Origin of the sequence: Bartonella sp. AA23NXGY, from assembly GCF_042197165.1 — a bacterium.
In the GTDB taxonomy this organism is placed as follows: domain Bacteria; phylum Pseudomonadota; class Alphaproteobacteria; order Rhizobiales; family Rhizobiaceae; genus Bartonella.
In genome coordinates this window covers 13,839-38,319 of sequence record NZ_JBHIRO010000014.1, presented here as the reverse complement: position 1 = coordinate 38,319, position 24,481 = coordinate 13,839, and the positions used below count along the sequence as shown (strand labels likewise).

The window sequence follows — 24,481 nt, the reverse complement described above, 5'->3', positions numbered from 1 at the left end:
TATCATTTTTTATTTTTTTTTAAATAAAATAACCCAAACTTTACCAATAAAATATTGAACAAAAAATCCTATTTCAAAACATTATTGGAAAAATAAGAAGCGTATAAAACTTTCATGCCTGATAGCGGCGGCTTTCAGATTATAATACCCTCCCCTCACAACGATTATAACTTTTCTTACATATCGCAAGGATGTCATGTAAAAGGCTAAAGATAGAGTACATATTATATAATCACCATTGCATAAATATCTTACACGCTTTATGCTTTTCCATGGGAGCAAAAGGAAGATGTCAATGTCATCTAAACTGACGCGTAACCAAACATTGGTTTTAAATACTTTAAAAAATGCAAAAGGGCCTTTAAGTGCTTATGCGATTCTCAATCACTTACGCGAAGAAGGTTTTCGCGCACCTCTCCAAGTTTATCGTGCGTTAGAAAAGCTCGTACAGTTAAAGTGTATTCATCGTCTTGAAAGTGTAAATGCCTTTATGGTCTGTTTACACCCTGAAAACTGTCAACATGAACTTACAACGTTTATAATTTGCGAAAACTGTGGCACAGTCAACGAAATACAAAATCAAACGATTGTATCAAGTTTAAAACAGATGGTTCAAGCAGTTGACTTCCAAGCACACAAAAGCACCCTAGAAGTACGAGGTCTTTGTAAAAAATGCGCAATAAAATAAGACATCTAACTTGAAAATAAGATCTCTAACTTGCAAGTTTATATATTTAGCATTATGTAGCAGGAATCGCCTTATTGTTGGAAAAACTCTTATCGTCCGTGCATATATCACCCTACCCTAGAGTGAGAGGCTTATTATACTCGTTAGAACATAAATATTGAAAGTATAAAATCATGTCCGTATCTGAGACCATTTTTTCAACAAAAAATCTCGATAAAATGAAACGAAAAAAGGTAATCAAGGCTCTTCTTATTGTCTTTGCGCTTTTTGTACTTTGGTTTAGCTATAAGTGGACGACGCAATGGTGTTATATGCTGTCCACTGAAGATGCCTAAACTGTGGCACAGTCAACGAAATACAAAATCAAACGATTGTATCAAGTTTAAAACAGATGGTTCAAGCGGTTGGCTTCCAAGCACACAAAAGCACCCTAGAAGTACGAGGTCTTTGTAAAAAATGCGCAATAAAATAAGACATCTAACTTGAAAATAAGATCTCTAACTTGCAAGTTTATATATTTAGCATTATGTAGCAGGAATCGCCTTATTGTTGGAAAAACTCTTATCGTCCGTGCATATATCACCCTACCCTAGAGTGAGAGGCTTATTATACTCGTTAGAACATAAATATTGAAAGTATAAAATCATGTCCGTATCTGAGACCATTTTTTCAACAAAAAATCTCGATAAAATGAAACGAAAAAAAGTAATCAAGGCTCTTCTTATCGTCTTTGCGCTTTTTGTACTTTGGTTTAGCTATAAGTGGACGACGCAATGGCGTTATATGCTGTCCACTGAAGATGCCTATGTGCAAGGAGATATAGCCGCTATTGCGACTAAATTAAATGGGTATATTGAAAAAATTGCCATTAAAGCCAACCAAGTTGTAAAAAAGGACGATGTTTTATTTTACCTAGACAATGGTGATTATAAAATAGCCTTAGATCAAACAGAAGCGCATCTTAACACACAGAAAAAAACACTTCTACGCATTGATGCGCAAATCACAGCCGCTCGTAGTTCTTTAGATGATGCAAAAGCACAAAAAGCAGCCGCTTCAGCCATAGCAACCAATGCACAACTCACCTTAAAACGTGTAACAGAACTGAAAGCCAATCGTTATGCTCCTCAATCCAATGTTGATGATGCCAAATCCGCTTATGAACAAGCCATTGCGAATGTTAACAGAGCGGATGCAAAAATGGCTTCAGCACGTGCAAATATCCGAGTGCTAGAAGCGCAACGAAGTGAAACAGAAAGCGAAACAAAGAGTTTAGAGCTCTCGCGTAAAAAAGCACAACGTGATCTTGATTCGACCATTATACGAGCGCCATTTGATGGAGTTATAGGAAATTTAACAGCAAAAACGGGAGATTTTGTTGTAAATGGCCAACGTCTTGCGGCGTTAGTCCCCATACATGCACTTTATATTGAAGCAAACTATAAAGAAACACAGCTACAAGACATTCATACCGGACAAAAAGCTTATATTTCTGTTGATGCCTTCGAAAATGATGTTTTTACAGGAACAGTGCTTTCTATTTCGCCCGCAACAGGCGCTGTTTTTTCTCTTCTGCCTCCACAAAATGCTACCGGTAACTTTACAAAGATTGTCCAGCGCATTCCCGTACGTATTTCTATTCCAGAAGAAGTCTTAAAAACCGGACATATCCGAGCAGGAATGAGTGTTTCAGTGAAAATTGATACACGTACAAAGCCACAAGATAAAAGTCTCTTATAAAAAAGTAGAAGATCTTACTATGACATCTTCCATACCAGAGCTCATACAGTCTCAAGAACGCATAGGAATGCGCAAAATTATAGTTTTTATAGCTATGTCTTTTGGCATGTTTATGGCAATATTAGATATCCAAATCGTTTCCTCTTCTTTAGCTGAAATTCAAGCGGGTCTTACAGCAAGCTCTGAAGAAATTTCATGGGTTCAAACTTCCTATCTCATCGCTGAAGTCATCATGTTGCCGCTTTCTGGATTTTTAGGAAGATTGCTTTCAACACGTGTTTTCTTCACCATATCAGCGATCGGGTTTACGATTACTTCTGTTCTTTGTGCAACAGCAACATCTATTGGAGAGATGATTTTGTATCGCGCACTACAAGGTTTTATTGGTGGAGGAATTATCCCAAGCGTTTTTGTCGCCTCTTATGTTCTTTTTCCTCCTTCCAAACGCCCAATTGTTACCCCTATTGTTGGACTAGTAGCAACATTAGCCCCCACCATTGGTCCAACCGTGGGAGGCTATATTTGTCATCTCTCATCATGGCATTGGCTCTTTCTCATCAATGTACCCTGCGGGATTATCATCTCAATTCTCGCTTGGAAATTAATTGATTTTGATAAAGCTGATCCCTCTTTAATGAAGAAGTTTGATTGGTTAGGATTCATTTCTATGGCTACTTTCTTGGGAACTTTAGAGTATATTCTAGAAGAAGGAGCACGTCATGATTGGCTGAGTGATACGCTGATTCGGGATTTGTTCATTACCATGATTCTTGCTGCAGCCTTATTCTTCTGGCGTGCTTTTACAGTAAAAGAACCCATTGTAGATCTCTCTACTTTTTCTAATTTTAATTTTTCAGCTGCATCCATTTTTTCCTTTTCATTGGGAATAGGCCTTTATGGACTCACGTACCTTTATCCTGTCTATTTAAGCCAAATCCGCCACTTTGATGCTCTCATGATTGGAGAAACATTGTTTCTTTCAGGATTCGTCATGTTATTAACTGCCCCGCTTGCTGGATTTCTTTCAGCACGAATGGATGCACGTTTAATGATGGCAATAGGACTTTTTGGTTTTGCAATAGGTATTTGGATGGCGAGCTCTATCACAGATAACTGGGATTTTTGGCAGCTTTTTTGGCCGCAAGTTTTCCGTGGTGCTTCTGTAATGTTATGTATGGTTCCTATTAATAATATTGCCTTGGGAACACTCCCACCAGAACGGATGCAAAATGCTTCTGGACTCTTTAATCTCACCCGGAATCTAGGTGGGGCTGTAGGGCTTGCCATTATCAACACTCTCATAACAAAACGCACAGACTTCCATCATGAACGAATAGCCGAAACTCTTAACTACGCAAACAGACAAGCAACTGAAATGCTTTCAAATCTTACTGTATTATTCAAAACAGAAACCTTTGATTCCTATACTCTGGCTCTTTCTCAATTGTTTGGTATGGTACGCATACAAGCAACCATTATGGCTATTAGTGATATTTTCTTTATCATAACCATCATTTTTGGTGTTTTAACATTTATGACAATGTTTCTCAAAAAAATACCACCTCTCATGGATTCACCACCAAATCACTAAGCTTAATTAAAATTGAGAAATATTTTTTATCCTTATCACTTTCCTCGTTTCCTATGCACTTTATCTTGTCTCAAGAGACAGTATAAATAAACATATGATTCTAAATGATTCTTCTGATAAAAATTCTTTTAATGCGGGCTCTTTCCGCACTTAAAAACAACTTCTCGCATACAAAAATTGTTCTAGATGATCGGTAAACAAAGAGCTTATCTAAAGTGCTCCACACCATAAAGATAAAGCAGCCATTTCTATAAGATTTTTAATTTATCACCATAGGGCACAAAAGATTAAAAGATTCTTTGCCCTTTACTCTTTTGATTCTTACAAGAATATTCTTAAAAGATTTATGATTCTTGTGATTTTTATTCACGCACATATTTCTCTTATAATGTGTAGGACAACGTTTTTTGATTCTGAATGCAAAATTTTACATGAAAAAATCATTTTGTATTTGATCCTCTCATGCCAATTGCAAAACGATTTACCTTTATAGCAAAAAAGTAATGACATATTTTTTTTCAAAAAAGCTGCTTTTGAACATGTAATTTTATTTTTTTACACTCTTTTAAAAAAGCTGATACCTATAATTTTGATTCTACTGCTGTATATTTTTCTTTCTTAAGCCCCTTCTCTTTCAACAAGCGCTAAAATTGTATAAAATTTCTCAAAATATCTCTCTATTGAATCAATCAAAACCATTCCCTTGCACATAAAAAGCAAAGAAAAAAACTGTTTAAGAAAAAAGTAAAATATCCAACCATTTCGATACAAGATTTATCAACGATATTGAAAACTGGAAAACTGTATGATGATAGCGACTTTAAAAGAACACAAGACAACTTAAAAATCCGGTTCCTTTAATATTATAAAATAGGACGCTATTTCAAAAAATGAGCTTAAAATATATTCCTACTCACTTAACTGAAATTATCAAAAATAAGAAACCAGCCATATAATAAAATCGCGATACAACTCCCCAAAAACTTTGTACCGCTAACTTTGGCTCTAGCCAAAACAGTATGCTCTCCTCAATACCAGCTGTTGAAAAACAAAATAAACATATCTTCAAGCCACTTTATGATGCTGGAAACGATTTGAAACTTCTCGTTCTCCACTAGGAACTAAAGTGCCATAACACCCAGAAAGATAATGTGGTATCAGTTCCAACGCTTGAAAGCGATGCTTTTCGTAAGGACCAGGCATTGCCAAATTTTCTGTTAAACTATTTGAAAAGCCAAAACGTTGATAAAATTCAAAATCCCCTACCAGCAAAATGGCGCCATATCCCAATTTTTTTGCTGTTTCAATTGCATGGCGGACTAAAATTGATCCTATTCCCATACCAGCACATTCAGATGCAACAGCCAAGGGGCCCAAAAGTAAAGCATGTTGTGTTTTATTTTTTCTTTTAGAAAAAGAAACATGCCAAAGACGGACACTTCCCACAAGCTCTCCCAGAGCATTTTTAACCACAAAAGAAAGTCCTTGAGCAGCTAACCGTCCACGACGTAAAGCCTCTGATGATTTACGTTTACGTCCATACCCCATCGTTGAATCAAGCAAAATTTCTCGATAAGGCTTATCGGTTTCTTGCTCCAATAAAAGTGTAAAACATGCCCCATCTTTTGTTTGAAAGTTCATCATGTTCATCTCAATGACCGCCCTCTTATAGCACCATGACGAGCATAGCAAAAAGTCTAAAAAAAACTATAGTTAAAAGGAAACCTCAGATCACATATGATCGTAAAGGCTCAAAACCATTAAAAGCAACCGATGCGTAAGTTGTTGTATAAGCACCCGTTCCATGAATCAATATTTCATCTCCTATTGTTAGAGATAGAGGAAGCGGATAAGGTGTTTTTTCATAGAGAACATCTGCCGAATCGCATGTTGGTCCAGCCAAAATACAAGGCTCCATCACCTTATCATCATGAGGTGTCTCAATAGGATAACGAATGGCTTCATCCATAGTCTCAGCAAGACCATTAAATTTTCCAATATCAAGATAAACCCATCGTATATTATCATTATCAGCTTTTTTAGATATTAGAACAACTTCTGTACGAATAACACCAGCATTGCCAACCATCGCACGTCCTGGCTCAATAATCGTCTCAGGGATACGATTACCAAAATGCTTTTTCAATGAATCAAAAACTGCTGTACCATAAGCTTGTTCTGTAGGGACATCTTTCAAATAACGGGTTGGAAAACCGCCGCCCATATTCACCAATTTCAGTGAAATGCCTTCTTGTTCCAAGCGCTTAAAAACTGTAGAAGCATCCGATAAAGCACGATCCCACGCACTCAAATCAACCTGCTGAGATCCAACATGAAAAGAAACACCATAGGCTTGCAAACCCAATTGGTGTGCGCGTCTTAGAACATCAACCGCCATTTCTGGAACGCAACCGAATTTGCGTGACAATGGCCACTCTGCACCTTTTCCATCGGTAAGAACACGGCAAAAAACACGCACTCCTGGAGCAACACGCGCAATTTTTTCCACTTCTTCCACACAATCAACGGCATAAAGTGAAACTCCCAATGCATATGCTCGTGCAATATCACGCTCTTTTTTAATCGTATTTCCAAAAGAAATACGCTCTGGCGTTGCACCTGCTTTTAAAGCCATTTCAATTTCTGCAACAGAAGCCGCATCAAAAGAAGATCCTAAAGAACTTAGCAAACGCAAGATTTCAGGAGCTGGATTTGCCTTTATTGCGTAAAAAATACGAGACTGCGGCAGAGCTTTTTCAAAATTTAAATAGTTATCACGAACAACATCAAGGTCAACAATTAAGCATGGACCTTCAGAGCGATGTGTTGCAAGAAAATCGCGAATACGTTGCGTTGCCATCTGCAATTCTCCTTGAGGGAACGCTCCCCCACTCTATGCTTAGACAGCCAAAGCTGCCAAAAGCTAAAGGACAAAAAACACACAACAACCATCCCCATTCTGATTACAAAAAACCAGAAATTAGCATTGCATGCTGCGAAAGAACAGCGCGAAACCGCGTTATTCTATTTTATCTGCCTTTTTGATTGGAGTTGAGAAAACCACTTCCGCACTGAAGGCAATGAGGTGTGCCTCTATAGTTATCCCAGCATTTAAAAGCTGGAAGACACCAGAAAGGCCCGCACCGTCGTTGCTTCAAGATGTCCTCATTCTTGCAATTGGCTGTAAGAATGACTGGAGCGGTTAGTTCCAGGTACCGTACCGGTTAATCTCACCATTTGAGAACCAGCGGACACCCACAGGCACGTGCGACTTTGGGCAAGGCATCCTATAAAACGAATTCTTTCTCATTTCAATCATTTTTTTAATTTTAAACATTTTTTAATTCTTAAAGATAAAATGATGCGAAAAAACAACACTCTCCCCAGACAAAGCCATCCATCCGCTTTCATGAGATCACACCCCTTACACCATCCGTACGACATCAAGCACTATCTTGCTTTAAAAGCCCCTCGTTTTTTTACCCTATTCTATCTCCTAATATCTGCAGCAGAAAATAACGCAAATAAATTACTCAAAACATTAATTTATAATGATAATTTATTATTGTACCCTTAAACAAAAATCCCATTATAAAATCCTCTTATTTCAACCCTCTTACAATGAATCAATTAAAATCATTCTTTTGCGCATCACAAATAAAAAACAATTGAAAAAAGGAGTACCTCTTATATATCCTCTCAAATGCAAAGATGACCAACATTGAAGACTGAGGATAGTAACGACTGAAGCACCATAGTCTTTAAAGATAACGTGTCCTTCCCCCAACAAAACACCATTATCTTTCTCATTTACATCCTAAAAACATCCCTGCTTCCACATTCATTTCACAGCATCGCTTAAGCAAAATATCATGAAGAAATCCCCGTATAATATAGCTTGTATAATATAGATCAACTACATCTCACCCTCTTTATACTTATGAAATTAAAAACAAACGCTCCCATTCTATCTGCCAACTCCCAATATTGCAGAAACTCCTACATTGAAATGTTTCATAACACCTTATCTAAAATGATTTTTGTCCACACGTTACTCCCATTTGCAACGTACAAGCGAATGAATTTTACGCGATTCGTTCTCATCTAATCTGAAAGCAACAAAGTTCACAATATTGAACTCTTTTATTCAAATGAATAATAAATTATCATTATAAATTAATGTATTATATTAAATTCTGAAATCATAAACTCCTATTATCATTTTATTTTTCCACCTAGCATCTGCTTTTTCATCTCCTCTTATTAATCACATCTTATTCATACGCTTTTCTCTTAAACTATAATCTCCCTCCTCTGCGCTGTTGGTGAACGGCTTTTCTATTTTTAAATGAAAAGTATTTGAAAACTCAATCCTATAAGTCAAGGAGAGCGAACAATCTATAATGATTATTTATAAGTCAAATAATTTAATATAAACAAAAAGACCGAATAATATCCGGTCTTATGAAATATTTTTCTACCAATATAAAAAACTCTTCTCTCTTAAATTTAAGAGAAAAACGCTACAACTTAAAACTCTACACTACGATATCCTTATGTCCCTTGATGAGAATCAATTGCACGCAACTTCAACAATTGAAATTGCCTATGGCGCTCACGAAAGCGCTCTCTATCGGCTTCACTACGCGTGTTATAACAAGCATCACAGGAAACACCTTCCTCATAATGAGGCGATAATTTGCTTTCAGCATTAAGAGGAGAACGACACGCGCGACATAATTCGCGTCCACATTCTTCAAGACCATGTTGAACAGAAACACGCTCATCAAAAACAAAACACTCACCCCACCATAAACTTTTCTCTTTTGGAATTTTTTCTAAATATTTGAGAATACCTCCTTTTAGATGGTAGACTTGCTCATAACCAAGATCACGAACATAAGCTGTTGATTTTTCACACCGAATACCACCTGTACAAAACATGGCAATTTTCTTTTTTTTCTTTAACTCAGCCTCATGTTTACGCACCCATTCAGGAAATTCGCGAAATGTTTTAATCTGCGGATCAATCGCTCCTTGAAAACTCCCTATTGCATATTCATAATCATTACGCGTATCGATTAAAATTGTCTCTTCATCTTGAATAAGAGCATTCCAATCTTCAGGATCCACATAAGTACCAACAACTTTTAGCGGATCAACCCCTTCAACCCCCATTGTCACAATCTCTTTTTTCAACCGCACTTTCATGCGATGAAAAGGCATTTTTGATGCCCATGAATATTTAATCTCCGGCGTTTGAAACGCTGGCTCAGCCGTAATAAAATCCACCAATGCCTCAATCGCATCACAAGAACCAGCAACTGTTCCATTAATGCCCTCTTGTGCTAAAAGCAGAGTGCCTTTGATATCCTTTGCTTGACATAAATCCTGCAAAGGTTTTTGTAATTGATGATAATGCTTCAAATCTGCAAAGCAATAAAGTGCAGCAACTTTAAAATTCTTTTCCATGTGTTTTGCCATAACGCGCGTTTCATTCAATTTCAAGATTTATTCATGTACTCTTTAACATATTGTGCTTAATCAAACGATACAAATAATATCATCTCCAAGAAGAAAAAATATCATGTGCCAAAAAAGAGAAAAGCTTTTATTATATCTCCAAGGACAAACTGTTATACCTGTTTTACTCATTGACAATCTACAAAGTGCTGTACCCTTAACACGCGCTCTTGTCAAAGGTGGATTAAAAACAATTGAGATCACCTTGCGAACACCAAATGCCCTCAAAGCAATTCAGAAAATTACACAAGAAGTCCCTGAAGCAATTGTTGGAGCCGGCACAATTCTCAACACAACACATTACGAAAAAGCCGAACAAGCTGGAGCCAAGTTTATTGTAAGCCCCGGATTATCCAATGAACTAATCAATTGTGCAAAAAATAGTGAAATTCCCCTTCTTCCCGCTGCAATGACCCCAAGTGAACTCATGCAAGCATTAAACAAAGGCTATTCATATCTTAAATTTTTCCCTGCTGAAGCTGCTGGAGGTATTTCCTTCATTGAAGCTTTAGCATCTCCCTTCTCTGATATCCGGTTTTGCCCAACAGGCGGTATTACACAAAAAAGTGCAACACAATGGCTCCAACTGCCCAATGTCTTCTGCGTTGGTGGTTCTTGGATAGCGCCCCAACAACTCATTGCAATAAGTGATTGGGATTCGATTACTGCATTAGCATATACCGCATCACAACTTCCCTCTCCCTCGAAAAAAGCTCTTTCTACAATCTAATATAAAGTGCAAGAATATCAGCCCCTTCAACAAGACCAAAGCTTTCACACATCCTTACGCAATCTTTTAACATTGCCATGGAACCACAAATCATCACCCGATCTTCATCGAGATGAATTTTGGGGAGTGCTATTGTTTCAAAAAAGCACCACTCTCCATAACAGTCGTAATACGCCCCATATGCTCAGAAAGCTCACGAGTGGTCATAGGATAAAATTTCAGCTGTTGTGCATATGCCCCACAATGAGTGGATCTTATTGCAAAAAGGAAACAAGATCTTTTGCACAAATTGACTCATTCTTTTCGCGCGTTATTTAAATAAGAACAACTTCTGAAAATTTTTCATAAATGTCAGGCTCACGAATAAAGCTTGCAAAAGAAAAAAAAACCGTACCGGTTTGAAAGAAGATAAAGCATCAACTTTCCCACTCATTACTCCACAAAAGCGCGCTCTACAACATAAGTAGCAGGAGCATTATTGGCCCCTTCAACAAGACCAAAGCTTTCACACATCCTTGCGCAATCTTTTAACATAGCCATGGAACCACAAATCATCACCCGATCCTCATCAGGATGAATCTTAGGAAGGCCTGTTGTTTCAAAAAAGTCCCCACTTTCCATCACAGTTGTAATACGACCCATATGCTCAGAAGCTTCACGAGTAGTCATAGGATAAAATCTCAACTGTTGTGCATACTCTCCAATGAGTAGATCTTGTTGCAAAGAGGAAACAAGATCTTTTGCATAAATTAACTCATTTTTTTCGCGCGTTGTTTGAATAAGGACAACTTCTGCAAATTTTTCATAAGTTTCAGGATCACGAATAAGGCTTGCAAAAGGAGCAATCCCCGTCCCAGTTGAAAGAAGATAAAGACGTTTTCCAGGAATAAGAGCATCAAGCACCAGCGTTCCTGTAGATTTTTTACGCATGAGAACTGTATCACCAATTTTAATTTTTTGGAGATGCTCGGTTAAAGGTCCCCCTGGAACTTTTATCGAAAAAAACTCAAGCTGTTCATCCCAAAAGGGACTTGCAATCGAATAAGCGCGATAAATCGGCTTTTCTGCATTTGGCAAACCGATCATAACAAACTCACCCGAACGAAAACGAAAACTTTCCGGACGATTCAGACGGAATTTAAATAACCGATCTGTATAGTGACAAACCTCTTGGACAGTAAGGGCGAACACATTCTCAGGAATCGGAAAATTTGCAACGCTGCTGATGCTTGACGGAACATTGGTAGCAGACGTATTCATACTCTTCCCCATATCTTTATTGAACGTTAAATTTCGAATCCTTGACGTGATATAGTACTTGCACAACCATCTGCCAACAATTTTCTCAACACAAAAGCCTCAAGGTTAACACTTTTATGTCAAAATTAAATAAATGAGTCTAGCGCGCTCTATAAGCGATAAAATTGATTTCACTTAAAACCAATCAAAGACTAGAAAGTAAATACTGGATACCCAATCCATCTTGAAAACAAATAATATCCAAATCAACGAGTTTTCTAAATCAACAGTTTTTAATGTATCAAAAAGTGTTTACACACTGTTTTCCATTCAATAAAAATAATTTTAAGTGCATGAGACGACATCCAAAATTGCACAGATGAGTGATCTTCCCCCTCATGGTAAAAAACTTGTAATACATTGACTTAACGTGGTTAATTTAATCATTTTACCTTCTCTAAATAAGAAGCCAATGCAATATTTAATCACAACAATCACACCAGCAACAACAGCCTAATATTGCACTCTTCAAAATGATACAATACAATAAACTATGTTTATTTTTTTATATGCCTAAACGAGGGAAAATAAGTAAAAAAGTCTATGTTTTACAAATCATTAGAAGATACCATGTTGATAACAACACAAATAAAACTAAAGTATCTCTTATATCCAAAGTAGCATTTTACATAAAAAACGACTTTAATGGCAGCATAGGCTTCTTAATGATTTTGACCATAGCAAATAGTGTCTTTCCCCTATATCGTAAAGAACCTCAATGAAACAACCAAAAAAACTCCGTATTTCACGAACACAGATAAGCTTTTAAAATGAACAAATCCGTTAATGATGAAATAAATACATCACTCTATACAGCTGTAGCAACCATCGATGTCAGTGCCATTGTTGCCAATTATATTACTTTAGCCAAACGTGTAGCTCCAACACAATGTTCAGCAGTTGTAAAAGCAAATGCCTATGGATTAGGAGCTCACAAAATTGCTCCTGCCCTTTATCAAGCTGGTTGTCGCACTTTTTTTGTCGCCCAAATCAGAGAAGCACTCCAATTAAAAAGCATTTTACCATCAAATGTCACAATTGCCATTCTGAATGGACTTCCACACTTAGCAGAAGAGTTTGTCGCACAATCTGGTATTGTTCCTGTTCTAAACTCTTGGAATGCCATTGAAAATTGGCAAAAAATTTGTCAAAAAAAAGATAAAAAATTTCCAGCAATTGTTCAAATCGATACCCATATGAACCGATTAGGACTGGATCAAAAAGAATTACAAAAACTCATCAAACACCCTACAATTTTCGAAAAAGCAGAAATAAAATATATTCTTAGTCATCTTTCTAACGGAGAAGATGATACCCACCCATCAAATTATGCCCAATTGACTTCTTTCAAAACGATCCTTGCGCAATTGCCTGCTTGCAAAGTTTCCTTTGCCAATTCTGGAGGTATCTTTCTAGGATCAGATTTTTATTTTGATCTTGTTCGTCCAGGCATTGCACTTTACGGAGTTGATCCGCGGGGAAAACACCCATCACCTTTGAAACCTGTTTTAAAACTTGAAGCCCAAGTCATTCAAAGCCGCGTTGTTGATATAGGAGCACCTGTTGGTTATGCAGAAAGCTTTATAACCAACAGACCAAGCACTCTTGCAACCATTTCTATAGGCTACGCAGACGGCTGGCTCCGTACTCTTTCGAATAAAGGAACTGTTTATTTCAACGGGCACAAACTTCCCATGGTTGGGCGGGTTTCTATGGATTCCATTATTGTAGATACGACCGATCTTGAACAAAAACCTCAAACTGGTGACTGGGTAGAACTCATTGGTCCCCATCAAACACTTGAAAAAGTATCTATAGATGCCGATACCCTTCCCAATGAAATTCTAACATCTCTTGGCTCCCGCTATAAATACATTTACACATAAAAACTCTTTAAAAAAATAAATTGATAAAAATCATCATTTTAGAAAATTGAGGGGCTTTTACAAAAGATTTTACAACAATCAACCACACAGAATGGTCATAGACACCGTACATTCACAGAAATCTCAAAACAGACAAGTTGATGGACTGTTTTATGGAAGTAGCTTTCACCTAAAATACAAAAACTTAGCCTTTCCCCATAAATTGACAAAAAAGAATCTACTACAAAGTTTTTAAAATTAATTTCCCAATTAAAATCATTCGCTTGCATACCACAAGCTGAACTATGTGTAGATAAAAATGATTTAAGAAAAGAATAATGCCTCTTATGAACCATAGTGCCAAGAGCTATAACATTAGGCGCTGGCAAAGTGTATGATAGTGCCCAGCTTACTCCGTTATGAAGCGTAAAGATAGTGGGGAATCAATGGATTTACCCTTACACCATTCACGAGCGCCGTCGCGAAATGGGATTGGGAGCGAAGTGTCTCTTTAAAACAAACACGTGAATTAACAACTCAAGTATATTCTTTTTGGAGCGTTCTGTTTTACATGAGGATCATTCCCCCACTAAAGAACACAATAAATATAAAGTATGGAGCAATGTGTAATCCCCATTATTTAAAAAACATTGCTTTAAATGCTTTTGAAAGCCATAAAGCTGAATTAAGAGGAGATGACAAACTGAGGATTGATTTTCACCTTACGGCTTTACATTTTCCAAAATAAGATTGTCTTCCAGTTTCAAAGATTACGTCAACAGAAATACGCAATCCCCGCCCTCATCTGACAGACAAAAGCAGGAACTACTCATAAAGCTCTTTTTTTCTCAATCTCTGGCTCAAGACATGTTGCTGCATTAAGTTTGGATGTTGATTTACAGGCAACAGCTAAAGCACACGAGCTCTTAGGAAAACAGCGCCGTAAAGTCACAAACTGACTTGCAATGAAGTGGAAAGATGTGCCGGCTTTTATAAGACCCCTTGTAAAAAAAAACATAATACATTTGGCTTTGCGTTTGCTCATTCTGACAGGTGTTCTTACATATTTTTTCGTCATATTTACAAAAAGCAGATTAAAGAGAAATATTTAGACAATTCTTGACTCGAAAAGATGCAACAACAGAGTTTCGCGTGTCTTTATCATCAAAAACATTAAATTTGATTTTATTCTTTCTACAACCCGTCGTCGTCACCTTAGTGAGAAGTAGTATGTCACAACACATGCAACAGACGTGCCCCTATCCTCATAGGTTTTCACTCTCGTTTACATGAATTAGCTGGCTAAACCGATGCCGACTAGTCAAAAACCATGTCATACGGTAGAATGCAAAGGAGAGCATGCCTATTGCCGACAAAACACAGCTTTTTGTCGACTTTTTCGATTTTGCTCATGTTATAAAAAACAATGCAAAATTCTAGAAAATAGACAAATAATTCCATAGTAACATGATCAACAAGTACAAAACCCACACAAAATGTGTGGGCTTTTTTCGTTCATGCAAATAAACAAATTAAATATATATTTGTTATTTAATAGGTATTTCCCAATGGTGGACACGAACAAATGAGCATTCTGTCTCCCGCAACATTATCAATACGCGATACAGGAGGCCAATATTTATTGGCTGGATCAAGAGAACTGTTGGGAAAAGCAGCTTCTTGTCGCGAATAGGGTCGTACCCAAGCATCATCTAAAGTATCTACCACTGTATGGGGGGCATTCACCAATGGATTATTGTCTTTTGGCCAAACCCCGCTACCAACTTTTTTCGCTTCTTCAGCAATAGAGAGTAAAGCATCACAAAAACGATCAATCTCTGCTTTTGGTTCTGATTCCGTTGGCTCAATCATTAAAGTTCCCGGAACAGGGAACGACATCGTAGGCGCATGGAATCCATAATCAATGAGACGTTTTGCAATATCATCAACACTCACCCCATACTGCTCTTTCAACACGCGTGTATCCACAATACATTCGTGAGCAACACGTCCATGCTTGCCCCGATAAAGAATGGAATAAGCAGCTGAAAGACGTGCAGCAATATAATTGGCATTTAAAATGGCTATTTGTGTTGCATATTTTAAGCCATCAGCCCCCATCATTCGAATATACATCCATGTAATTGCAAGAATAGACGCACTTCCATAAGGAGCAGCAGAAACCGCATGTGTTGTCCCATCCTGTTCATGACCTGGTAAGAATGGTTTGAGATGCACTGCAACTCCAATTGGTCCCATACCAGGACCACCACCACCATGAGGAATAGCAAATGTTTTATGAAGATTCATATGACAAACATCAGCGCCAATATCCGCAGGACGAGCAAGCCCCACAAGGGCATTGAGATTAGCACCATCAAAATAAACTTGTCCGCCATTTTCATGAATAATAGAACAAATTTCCTTAATGCTTTCCTCGTAAACACCATGGGTTGAAGGATAAGTAATCATAAGAGCAGCCAATTTATCTTTATGCAATTGCGCTTTCATCTTGAGATCGTCTACATCAACATCACCATCGCTTAAACATTTTACCACAACGACTTCCATCCCTGCCATATGAGCCGAAGCTGGATTGGTACCATGCGCAGATGCAGGAATAAGACAAACTGTACGTTGATGTTTTCCCCGTGATTGGTAATATCGTCGGATAGCCAAAAGCCCAGCATATTCACCTTGAGCACCAGAATTTGGCTGAAAAGAAACTTGCGCAAATCCTGTAATTTCACACAACCACGCATTTAACTGGTTGATCATCTCCAAATAACCCGCAGCATCCTCTAGTGAAACAAAGGGATGTATATTGGCCATGCTAGCCCAACTTACAGGCATCAATTCAGCAGCTGCATTAAGCTTCATTGTACAAGAACCAAGAGGGATCATAGCGCGATCCAGCGCCAAATCCTTATCCGCTAAACGACGCAAAAAGCGCATCATATCTGTCTCTGAATGAACCGCATGAAAAAAAGGCTGAGAAAGAAAAGCAGCATCCCGTTTTTTTCCAAAGAGTCGTGGAGAAACCTGATCGCCTAATTTTGCCCCAAAAAGCTGCGCTAAAGCACCAGCATCTTCTTCTGTTGATAATTCATCAAAATTGATTGCAATAGTGTCATCATCGAGAACACGAATAAGGCGCCCACCTATTTTGGCTTGATGCGCAATTTCTCGTGCTTTTCCCTTAACAGAAATACTCACACAATCAAAAAAGCTTTTCCCTTCAACATGAACCCCTGCGGCTTCTAAACCAGCAACAAAACGACATGTTAAATGATGAATTCGCTGCGCAATTTCTTGTAAGCCTTTTGGCCCATGCCAAACAGCATAAGCGGTTGCCATATTAGCCAACAAAGCCTGCGCTGTACAAATATTTGACGTCGCTTTATCGCGCCGAATATGTTGTTCACGTGTTTGCAAAGCTAAACGAAAACCAACGCGTCCTTTGGTATCCACGGATTGACCAACAATACGCCCTGGAATAAGACGCGTTAACGCATCACTCACAGCAAGGTAACCAGCATGTGGACCACCAAATCCCATCGGAACGCCATAACGCTGCATAGTGCCAACAACGATATCTGCCCCCCATTGAGCAGGTGGCTCCTGAAGAGTAAGCGCTAAAGGATCAGCTACAACGATAACGAAAGCTCCCTTTTCCTTTGCCTCTTTTATGATCTCACTGTAATCATGAAAAGAGCCTTTTGTATCTGGCCAAGACAAAACAATTGCCGCTGTATCAGGATCAATTTCGCCATTTTGGCTAATCTGAATCCCTTGTGTTTCAGCACGCGTTTGCGCAACACTCAAAGTCTGAGGATGTAAAAGACTCTGAAGAGAAATTTTTGTTTTTTTCTCACGGAAAAAGCGAACAGCAAGGGCATTGGCTTCAGCTAAAGCAGTTGCTTCATCAAGAAGGGAAGCAGCAGAAACAGGCAAACCTGTTAGTTCACTAACCAATGTCTGAAAATAAAATAAAAGCTCTAAACGACCTTGGCTAATTTCTGCTTGATAAGGCGTATAAGCAGTATACCAAGCAGGATTTTCAAACAGATTTCGTAAAATAACCGGAGGCACATAAGTTCCATGATATCCTTGCCCAATAAAACTTTTGTGCACATGGTTACGCTCCATCATCTTGGAGAGTTCTTCCAAGGCTTGTCCTTCACTAGCAGCCTCTGGAAGATTCAATGAACGTCCCAAATGGATAGAGTGTGGAACAGCTTGAGAAATGAGTGTCTCAACACAATCAAGCTCTAAAACATCAAGCATTTTTTGTGTTTCATCAGGACGCAGCCCAATATGTCGAGAAGAAAAAGAACGCTCGATCATGGTACTCATCCAATCAAAGCCTTATAAGCATCTTTATCTAACAACCCCTCCAGTTGTGTCTCATCCTGCAATGTCATTTTCCATAACCAGCCTTCTGTTTCGGGTTTCTGGTTTACCAGTTCAGGATTATCAGCCAAGGCTTCATTTATTTCGACCACTTCACCATCAAGAGGAGCATAAACATCTGAAGCCGCCTTCACTGATTCTACAACAGCCGCCGCCTCTCCTTTGGAAAGTTTTGTTCCACTTTGTGGTAAATCAACAAAAACCAAATCCCCTAATTGCTCTTGCGCATAATGCGTAACCCCAACAGTCACCACTTGCCCTTCAACGCTAAGCCATTCATGGTCATGTGTAAAATAAGTTTTAGACATAAAAAATCATCCTTTAAAATAACGTTGTTCAACAAAGGGAAGAGAATGAACTGATAATACAATCTTTTTGCCTCGCAGTTCTGTAAAGACTTGTGTCCCTTCAACTTTAAAATCAACAGGAACGTAACCCATCGCGACAGGACCATCAAAAGAAGGACCAAAACCACCTGATGTTACAATGCCAATCTCATTACCTTGATCATCAAGAAGCACCGCACCGGCACGAATAGGTTGACGCGTTTGCGGTTTTAATCCAACACGACAACGAGCCGGTCCTTTTTGCAGTGCTTTAAGAAAAGCCTTTGCACCATAAAATTGTGCTTTTTCTCGAACACTTTTAGGAACAGCCCATGTTAGAGCCGCATCAATAGGTGTCGTATCAGGGGTAATATCATTTCCATGCAAACACAGCCCCGCTTCCAACCGCAAGCTATCGCGTGCGGCAAGTCCAATCCACTCAACACGAGAATCACTCAGCAATTTTTCAGCCAACATATGCGCATGCCCTATAGGCAAAGCAATTTCAAAGCCATCCTCTCCCGTATAACCAGAACGCGTTATAAACCAATCCTGTTGTGGTTCGAATCCTTGCATAAAGAACAATTCATTCCCTGGCAAATCCGCATCAGCAAGAACAGCTGCCGCTTCAGGACCTTGAAGTGCAAGCAATACCCTTTCAAGGGCAATCACTTGACATTCAAAATCAACCGCACGCTTTTCCAATTCTAAAAAATCAGCCTGTGCATTCCCAGCATTGGCGACCAACATAAAACGACCCTCTTCCAAACGGGTAATAATAAGATCATCAAGAATACCAGCCTGCTCATTAAGCAAATAATTATACCGTGAATGCCCAATCTTTAAAGCTGCTGCATCAATGGGAAAAGCATAGGACAAAAATTCCACAGCTTGTGCCCCTTCAACCGCAATCAATTTCATATGAGAAATATCAAAAAGTCCTGCATGTGCACGCGTATGAAGATGCTCTTTTAAAACGCCAAGAGGATAAGTTAAAGGCATGTTCCAACCCGCAAAAGCACCAAATTTTGCTCCTGCTTTTTCATGCAAATCATATAAAGGAAGTGTTTTTAAAAAAGATGTTTCTTGTGCTGTGCCCATAATAACTCCAAAGCTGCGCTAACGCCCACAGAATATGGTCGTCTCTGCCCCCTCTGTCATCAACCTGAGAGACTCGCGAAAAAATTTTTCGCTTACACCTTCGGCGCGGGTTCTCCCGACTTTCCAGATCTGCCTTCTTCCTTTTACGGTCCTTAAAGCCTGAGAGATTATGGGCTATTTCCCCTTCGGCGGCAATGCGAAAATTTGCAATCTGCACTCTCCCGCAAAAGAATGAAAGAAACGATAACGCTCTTTCCAGCATATTTAAACCTATAGCCTATCTTCATCACACTGTCATTAGTAAAGTGATGAAAATGTTCTCATTTTAAAACTTGCATAAGCTGCTTCAAAAGATTTATAATATTATCCTTTTGAACCTTACAAAAATTGCAAGCAACACATTTTAGGAAATTTAAGACAAAAATCAAAAGCTATAAACAAAAATACCTCTTGAAAATCATGCAAAACGTCACACACTAAAAAGATCGCAAAGCAATATTCTTTCGCGCGCAGTTCAACCTTAAAGATAGGGTTTCATATTCTTTTTGAGAATAAGGACTTCAAATATTTTATAAGTATGATTTTAATGCACAAGAAGTAGGTTTTCTGCTTTCTCAATAGTGTCATAAATAGCGACTATTTACAGACTAAAATTACCGAACAAAGGTGACAAAATACTCATGAAAGCTGGTAATATCTCTTACAATTGCGAAAATGATCTTCCAAAGCAAATTGCTCTTTTTCCTTTAGAAGGTGCACTCTTACTACCCGGTGGTTTTTTATCACTCAATATTTTTGAACCAGAATCACTTGAAATGATTGAAAATGTTATGGTAACTGATCGTCTATTGGGCATTATTCAACCACTTTCATCGGATACAGATCGCTTCTCTACACAACTTTATAAAACAGGCTGTATAGGGCGCATTACAAACTACAGTGAAACAGGAAACGGACAACTGTTCATTATCTTACAAGGTGTTTGCCGCTTCACTTTAGAACAAGAATTGAAAAACACAAAATCCTATCGAACAGCTCTCATCCAATCAAACATAAAAGACTTGCAAGAATTTGATATTGAAGAAAGCATTAACCGAGAGAACTTACTCGACGTTGTAGAAAAATATCTAACCATACATGAAATGGAATATAATTGGAGCAGCATCATAGAAGCCCCTACACCTATATTGGTTAATGCTTTTTCAGCTCTTATCCCCTTTACACCAGCAGAAAAACAAGCTCTCCTTGAAGCTCCAGATATCGAAAGCCGTGCCCAAACTCTTCTTGCATTAACAGAACGCTCGCTCATGAAACAAACAGGAACAGATTACCGCTTAAACTAATGAATGTCCAAACATGAAAAAAATGACCACAGATCCCAAAATGCTCGAATTGCTCGTCTGCCCAATGACGAAAGGTACTCTCTCTTTCAACCGAAAAACACAAGAGCTCATTTCTCTCAAAGCCAAACTTGCCTACCCTATTCGTGATGGCGTTCCCATTATGCTTGCCTCAGAAGCGCGCCCTTTGCAAAACAATGAAGAAATAACGCATAAAAAATAAAAAATCCTCATGCAATTTCCCTCTACAAGCCCACTGTTATCAAGTCTCTATCAATATGATATCTCAATATTTACGATTTCTGAAAAAAGAGATTTACAATGAAGATATTTATATCGCTTTACACCTTGTAACAAAAGCCAAAAATATCATCAGATTCTCTCATTCCAGCCTGTTCATACTGAAGCAATCAAAACCATTCGCTTGCACCACACAAGCATCTGAATAAAAATGGCTCTTATGAACTTCTTAAAAGCAAGAATTATAATAACATTTTTAACCAACTCAGGTAAATGAAATTTATTATATTAAACATAAAGATTGTTATATTTCATGGACTTTAATTTATACTATTTACGAACAACATATTTGAGATACCTCGATTTAAGATGAATAAAAACGACAAGTTATATCATCTTATGTATACCATATCGGGACAAGAATATTTATCTGTTTGCGTAATCTTTGAAACGGAGAAGCAACCTAATTTTTGGGAAAAAACATAAAATCGTAAAGGAGAAAATCACCCCATTACCTTACCATCACCCTTTAATTTCGCTTTACAATTTTTACAAGTATCTAAAGTATCTCAAGCAATATTTTTTATGTATAATATACGCATTAATTACATGAAAACTTGAAAAAACAAACAAGAAACACTGTTGTAATTTCAATTGACGATTGAAAGTAATTGCCTTATGAAGGAGGCTTGTGTTTTTGGTTGTATACGCGACAATCAAATAGGGTCTGGAAGCCCGAAAAACTCAAACTAGAAATAAAACCGCTTTTGCGGATATCCCGGAATTTCCGGGGGCTCTTGTTATGTCCAAGTGCTTTCAGCACTAAAAGCAAGGGGCTGTTTTGAGTCAGCACTTCCAGACCCCGGAATACTAATGCGAGGGCGCTCGCAACCGGTGGGGACATCAAGTGAAAGCCAAAAATCTACATTTTTACGATATTTCTTTAGGCAAAAAAATTCGCTTCAGAAGAAACGTCATGGGGTTTTCTCAAAAACAATTAGGAAGTCATTTAGGCGTAACATTCCAACAAATCCAAAAGTATGAAAAAGGCTTAAATCGCGTAAGTGCAAGACGTTTACAGGAAATTGCTCATATATTAGATGTTCCCGTTTCCTTCTTTTATGCTGATGGCGCAAAAAAAGAAGAGAACCTCTATCATTGTGATGACAGAATAGCAAGCAAAGCAGAATATTTACTTTTAAAAAATTTCAGAATACTGACCCGCAAAAAACAAAGAGCAATTTTGCAGTTGATTTCTGATGAAAAAAATAACCCCTTATTTTCATAAGTTCATTGCAAAGATAATCAAAGTCCTTAATAATATTGACAAGAATTGTGACTGTCTCCCCACACTTCATGAGAATGAAAATGCTTAATCTAATCTGATTTGTAAATAATCCGAATTCTAACGAGTTTAACTTAGAAATAGTGCATTGATTTATAATGATAATCTAACGTTATTGATATTGAATAAGTGTTTCGAATATCGTAAAATTCTTTCATTTCAAACGTGTTCTATATTGAATCAATCAAAATCTCTTGTTTGCACAACACAAGCAAAGTTGGCGTGTGAGTAAAAATGTACAAAAAGGCATACCTCTTATTGAATCGTCTCACATACCAAGAGCTGTAACGACATTGTGTGCTGAAAAAATGGATGATGGTGCTAACTTGCTCTTTTATTAAACGTAAATATGGGAGTGTTCAACGGCTGACTTTCCACTCATATAAGTCACTTAAAAAAGGCTTGCCAAACAAGCCTAAGAATATTCCCACACACTAAAAAACACTTAAATATATCGAGAAAGCTTAAAGATCATATACCATCATACTACAAATAATGATATTTTATAGCATAACAGGATTAAAGTAAAAATAAGAAATATAAATTAAAAATAGACACGAAAAACTATATGTATAACTTTCATAAGAATTTATCTATATATGGATACTTAAGTTTATCCTGTTGTGCCATAAATTCTATCATTTAAGGTATGAGGATATGAAGCACGCATACCTCCTTGAAACATTCAAATGTTTTTTAGATGCCCAATATCTTTTTAAATATTTTTAGGCCTGCTTGTTGAGCCTTTAGTTTAAGTGAAAAATGAGAAGCCGCTAGAATCTAGCAGTTTACAGACTGTAATAGGAAGCTTCGCTTTTAAAGGCATAGGGAGAAAATCAAATAATTCAACAATTAACAGATAAAGTATAAAAAGATTCCACCAACGCGATACGTAATACCATCTTTAAAAAATTCAAAAGTGTGAAGGTACACATTGACAGAAGATAAGGAATTCACTTAATTAAAGTGTTTTCTAAAGAGATAATAGCTTAGCGTAAAATATTCAATTTTTTCAATTCTGAAAGATTAAAAGAGACGTATTATTTGAAATAAAACAATTTATTGTGCTAATGATGATGATTGGTGTGCACAAAATTGAGTTGTTGAAAATCAAAAATATAATTTAATGATGTTCCTTGACCAACTCACTCTCTCCTGAGTATAGCACGGGGAATAAACGTGGAGAGACATGAGGAGTATATAGAAAATGAGTTATAAAGTTGCAATTGTCGGCGCAACCGGAAATGTTGGTCGTGAAATGCTTACAATTTTAGAAGAACGTGGTTTTCCTGCACATGAAATCGTCCCTCTAGCATCACGACGCTCATTAGGACAAGAAGTTTCTTATGGAGATAAAACTTTAAAAGTAAAAGCACTGGATACTTACGATTTTTCTGACACAGATTTTTGTCTTATGTCTGCGGGAGGGAGCATTTCCAAAGAATACGCCCCTAAAATTGCTGCTGCCGGCTGTGTCGTCATCGATAATTCCTCCACGTGGCGCTATGATGCCAATGTTCCGTTGATAGTCCCTGAAGTCAATGGCGAAGCTATAAATGCCTTTTCTAAGCGTAATATTATAGCAAATCCTAATTGTTCAACAATTCAACTGGTCTTAGCTTTAAAACCTCTCCATGATGCTGCAATCATTAAACGTGTTGTTGTCTCTACATATCAGTCTGTTTCTGGAGCTGGTAAAGAAGGAATGGACGAACTTTTCGAACAATCACGTGCAGTTTTTGTTGCAGACCCAATTACATCAAAAAAATTCACTAAACGCATTGCCTTTAATGTCATTCCTCATATCGATGTTTTCATGGAAGATGGTTATACAAAAGAAGAATGGAAAATGATGGTTGAGACGAAGAAAATTCTCGATCCGAAAATTAAATTAACAGCCACTGCTGTTCGGGTCCCTGTCTTTATCGGTCATGCCGAAGCCGTCCATGTTGAATTTGAAAAACCACTAAGCGCATCTGAAGCACAAGCGCTCCTCCGCGATGCACCAGGCTGTCAGCTTATCGATAAACACGAAGATGGTGGTTATACCACACCTTATGAAGGTACCGGAGAAGATGATACCTTTATTAGCCGTGTTCGTGAAGATATCACCGTTGAAAATGGTTTAGCTTTCTGGGTTGTCGCCGATAATTTAAGAAAAGGAGCAGCATTGAATGCCGTTCAAATTGCTGAATTGCTCATTTTTCGTAATTTGATAAAGCCTAAGTCCGCAAATTAACGCCCTGTCCGAAAGGACAAAGAACCCCTAGCCGGTCTGTC

The 24,481-nt window shown here is 37.8% G+C and carries 16 protein-coding genes, 3 pseudogenes and 1 riboswitch; of the genes and pseudogenes, 11 read left to right on the top strand and 8 right to left on the bottom strand.

Features of this window, described 5'->3' with window-relative positions; genetic code table 11:
• Positions 1 to 295: 295 nt before the first annotated feature.
• The 5 genes and pseudogenes from ACFINY_RS07645 (at position 296) to ACFINY_RS07625 (ending at position 4,019) form a co-directional block, all read left to right on the top strand.
• The gene (locus ACFINY_RS07645; protein WP_375612302.1) at positions 296 to 688 is read left to right on the top strand and encodes a Fur family transcriptional regulator; all 393 of its coding nucleotides are present in this window, start codon (positions 296 to 298) and stop codon (positions 686 to 688) included.
• A 173-nt stretch (positions 689 to 861) separates the two neighbouring features.
• Positions 862 to 1,020, top strand: a pseudogene (locus tag ACFINY_RS07640) (HlyD family secretion protein); the annotation flags it as partial.
• Positions 1,017 to 1,160, top strand: a pseudogene (locus tag ACFINY_RS07635) (transcriptional repressor); the annotation flags it as partial. The pseudogenes ACFINY_RS07640 and ACFINY_RS07635, both read left to right, overlap by 4 nt.
• A gap of 173 nt (positions 1,161 to 1,333) precedes the next feature.
• Positions 1,334 to 2,428: an HlyD family secretion protein gene (locus ACFINY_RS07630; RefSeq protein WP_375647309.1), complete on the top strand. Its 1,095-nt coding sequence runs from the start codon at positions 1,334 to 1,336 to the stop codon at positions 2,426 to 2,428.
• Between the two features lie 19 nt (positions 2,429 to 2,447).
• Positions 2,448 to 4,019, top strand: coding sequence for a DHA2 family efflux MFS transporter permease subunit (locus ACFINY_RS07625; RefSeq protein WP_375612300.1), 1,572 nt, complete (start codon positions 2,448 to 2,450; stop codon positions 4,017 to 4,019).
• A gap of 1,065 nt (positions 4,020 to 5,084) precedes the next feature.
• Here the strand turns inward: ACFINY_RS07625 and ACFINY_RS07620 are convergent.
• The 3 genes from ACFINY_RS07620 to ACFINY_RS07610 all read right to left on the bottom strand — a co-directional run bounded on the left by ACFINY_RS07620 (position 5,085) and on the right by ACFINY_RS07610 (position 9,491).
• On the bottom strand, positions 5,085 to 5,669 hold the full coding sequence (locus ACFINY_RS07620; protein WP_375612299.1) for a GNAT family N-acetyltransferase: 585 nt from the start codon (positions 5,667 to 5,669) through the stop codon (positions 5,085 to 5,087).
• Between the two features lie 76 nt (positions 5,670 to 5,745).
• Positions 5,746 to 6,879 (bottom strand): type III PLP-dependent enzyme, encoded by a 1,134-nt coding sequence (locus ACFINY_RS07615; RefSeq protein WP_375700960.1) that lies wholly within the window; start codon positions 6,877 to 6,879, stop codon positions 5,746 to 5,748.
• Positions 6,880 to 8,573: 1,694 nt separating this feature from the next.
• Positions 8,574 to 9,491: a rhodanese-related sulfurtransferase gene (locus ACFINY_RS07610; RefSeq protein ID WP_375613636.1), complete on the bottom strand. Its 918-nt coding sequence runs from the start codon at positions 9,489 to 9,491 to the stop codon at positions 8,574 to 8,576.
• Between the two features lie 115 nt (positions 9,492 to 9,606).
• Between ACFINY_RS07610 and eda the strand changes: the two genes are divergently transcribed.
• On the top strand, positions 9,607 to 10,272 hold the full coding sequence (eda, locus tag ACFINY_RS07605; protein WP_273791461.1) for a bifunctional 4-hydroxy-2-oxoglutarate aldolase/2-dehydro-3-deoxy-phosphogluconate aldolase: 666 nt from the start codon (positions 9,607 to 9,609) through the stop codon (positions 10,270 to 10,272).
• Positions 10,273 to 10,288: 16 nt separating this feature from the next.
• Here the strand turns inward: eda and ACFINY_RS07600 are convergent.
• Together ACFINY_RS07600 and ACFINY_RS07595 are read right to left on the bottom strand one after the other, a co-directional pair.
• A pseudogene (locus ACFINY_RS07600) lies at positions 10,289 to 10,670 on the bottom strand (ferredoxin--NADP reductase); the annotation flags it as partial.
• A gap of 34 nt (positions 10,671 to 10,704) precedes the next feature.
• Positions 10,705 to 11,532, bottom strand: coding sequence for a ferredoxin--NADP reductase (locus ACFINY_RS07595; RefSeq protein WP_375700959.1), 828 nt, complete (start codon positions 11,530 to 11,532; stop codon positions 10,705 to 10,707).
• Positions 11,533 to 12,341: 809 nt separating this feature from the next.
• Here ACFINY_RS07595 and alr point away from each other — a divergent pair.
• A complete protein-coding gene (gene alr, locus ACFINY_RS07590; protein ID WP_375612295.1) occupies positions 12,342 to 13,457 on the top strand; it encodes an alanine racemase in 1,116 nt (371 codons plus the stop codon).
• Positions 13,458 to 14,987: 1,530 nt separating this feature from the next.
• On the opposite strand, the gene gcvP is transcribed toward alr, so the two are convergent.
• The 3 genes from gcvP to gcvT are packed head-to-tail and all read right to left on the bottom strand — an operon-like array spanning position 14,988 to position 19,276.
• Positions 14,988 to 17,783 carry an aminomethyl-transferring glycine dehydrogenase gene (gene gcvP / locus ACFINY_RS07585; protein WP_375612303.1) on the bottom strand — a complete coding sequence of 932 codons (2,796 nt, stop codon included), beginning with the start codon at positions 17,781 to 17,783 and terminating at the stop codon, positions 14,988 to 14,990.
• Between the two features lie 5 nt (positions 17,784 to 17,788).
• Positions 17,789 to 18,157, bottom strand: a complete 369-nt coding sequence (gene gcvH / locus ACFINY_RS07580) for a glycine cleavage system protein GcvH (RefSeq protein ID WP_375612294.1) — start codon at positions 18,155 to 18,157, stop codon at positions 17,789 to 17,791.
• A 6-nt stretch (positions 18,158 to 18,163) separates the two neighbouring features.
• Complete coding sequence (gene gcvT, locus ACFINY_RS07575; RefSeq protein WP_375612293.1) at positions 18,164 to 19,276, bottom strand: glycine cleavage system aminomethyltransferase GcvT; 1,113 nt, start codon at positions 19,274 to 19,276, stop codon at positions 18,164 to 18,166.
• A 136-nt stretch (positions 19,277 to 19,412) separates the two neighbouring features.
• Positions 19,413 to 19,510: riboswitch (glycine riboswitch) on the bottom strand.
• 446 nt (positions 19,511 to 19,956) lie between these two features.
• Here gcvT and ACFINY_RS07570 point away from each other — a divergent pair.
• The 4 genes from ACFINY_RS07570 to ACFINY_RS07555 all read left to right on the top strand — a co-directional run bounded on the left by ACFINY_RS07570 (position 19,957) and on the right by ACFINY_RS07555 (position 24,440).
• The gene (locus ACFINY_RS07570) at positions 19,957 to 20,619 is read left to right on the top strand and encodes an LON peptidase substrate-binding domain-containing protein (RefSeq protein ID WP_375610818.1); all 663 of its coding nucleotides are present in this window, start codon (positions 19,957 to 19,959) and stop codon (positions 20,617 to 20,619) included.
• 13 nt (positions 20,620 to 20,632) lie between these two features.
• Positions 20,633 to 20,839 carry a Trm112 family protein gene (locus ACFINY_RS07565; protein WP_273791466.1) on the top strand — a complete coding sequence of 69 codons (207 nt, stop codon included), beginning with the start codon at positions 20,633 to 20,635 and terminating at the stop codon, positions 20,837 to 20,839.
• A 924-nt stretch (positions 20,840 to 21,763) separates the two neighbouring features.
• A complete protein-coding gene (locus ACFINY_RS07560) occupies positions 21,764 to 22,144 on the top strand; it encodes a helix-turn-helix domain-containing protein (RefSeq protein ID WP_375612292.1) in 381 nt (126 codons plus the stop codon).
• 1,264 nt (positions 22,145 to 23,408) lie between these two features.
• Positions 23,409 to 24,440, top strand: a complete 1,032-nt coding sequence (locus ACFINY_RS07555) for an aspartate-semialdehyde dehydrogenase (protein WP_375612291.1) — start codon at positions 23,409 to 23,411, stop codon at positions 24,438 to 24,440.
• Positions 24,441 to 24,481: the final 41 nt, after the last annotated feature.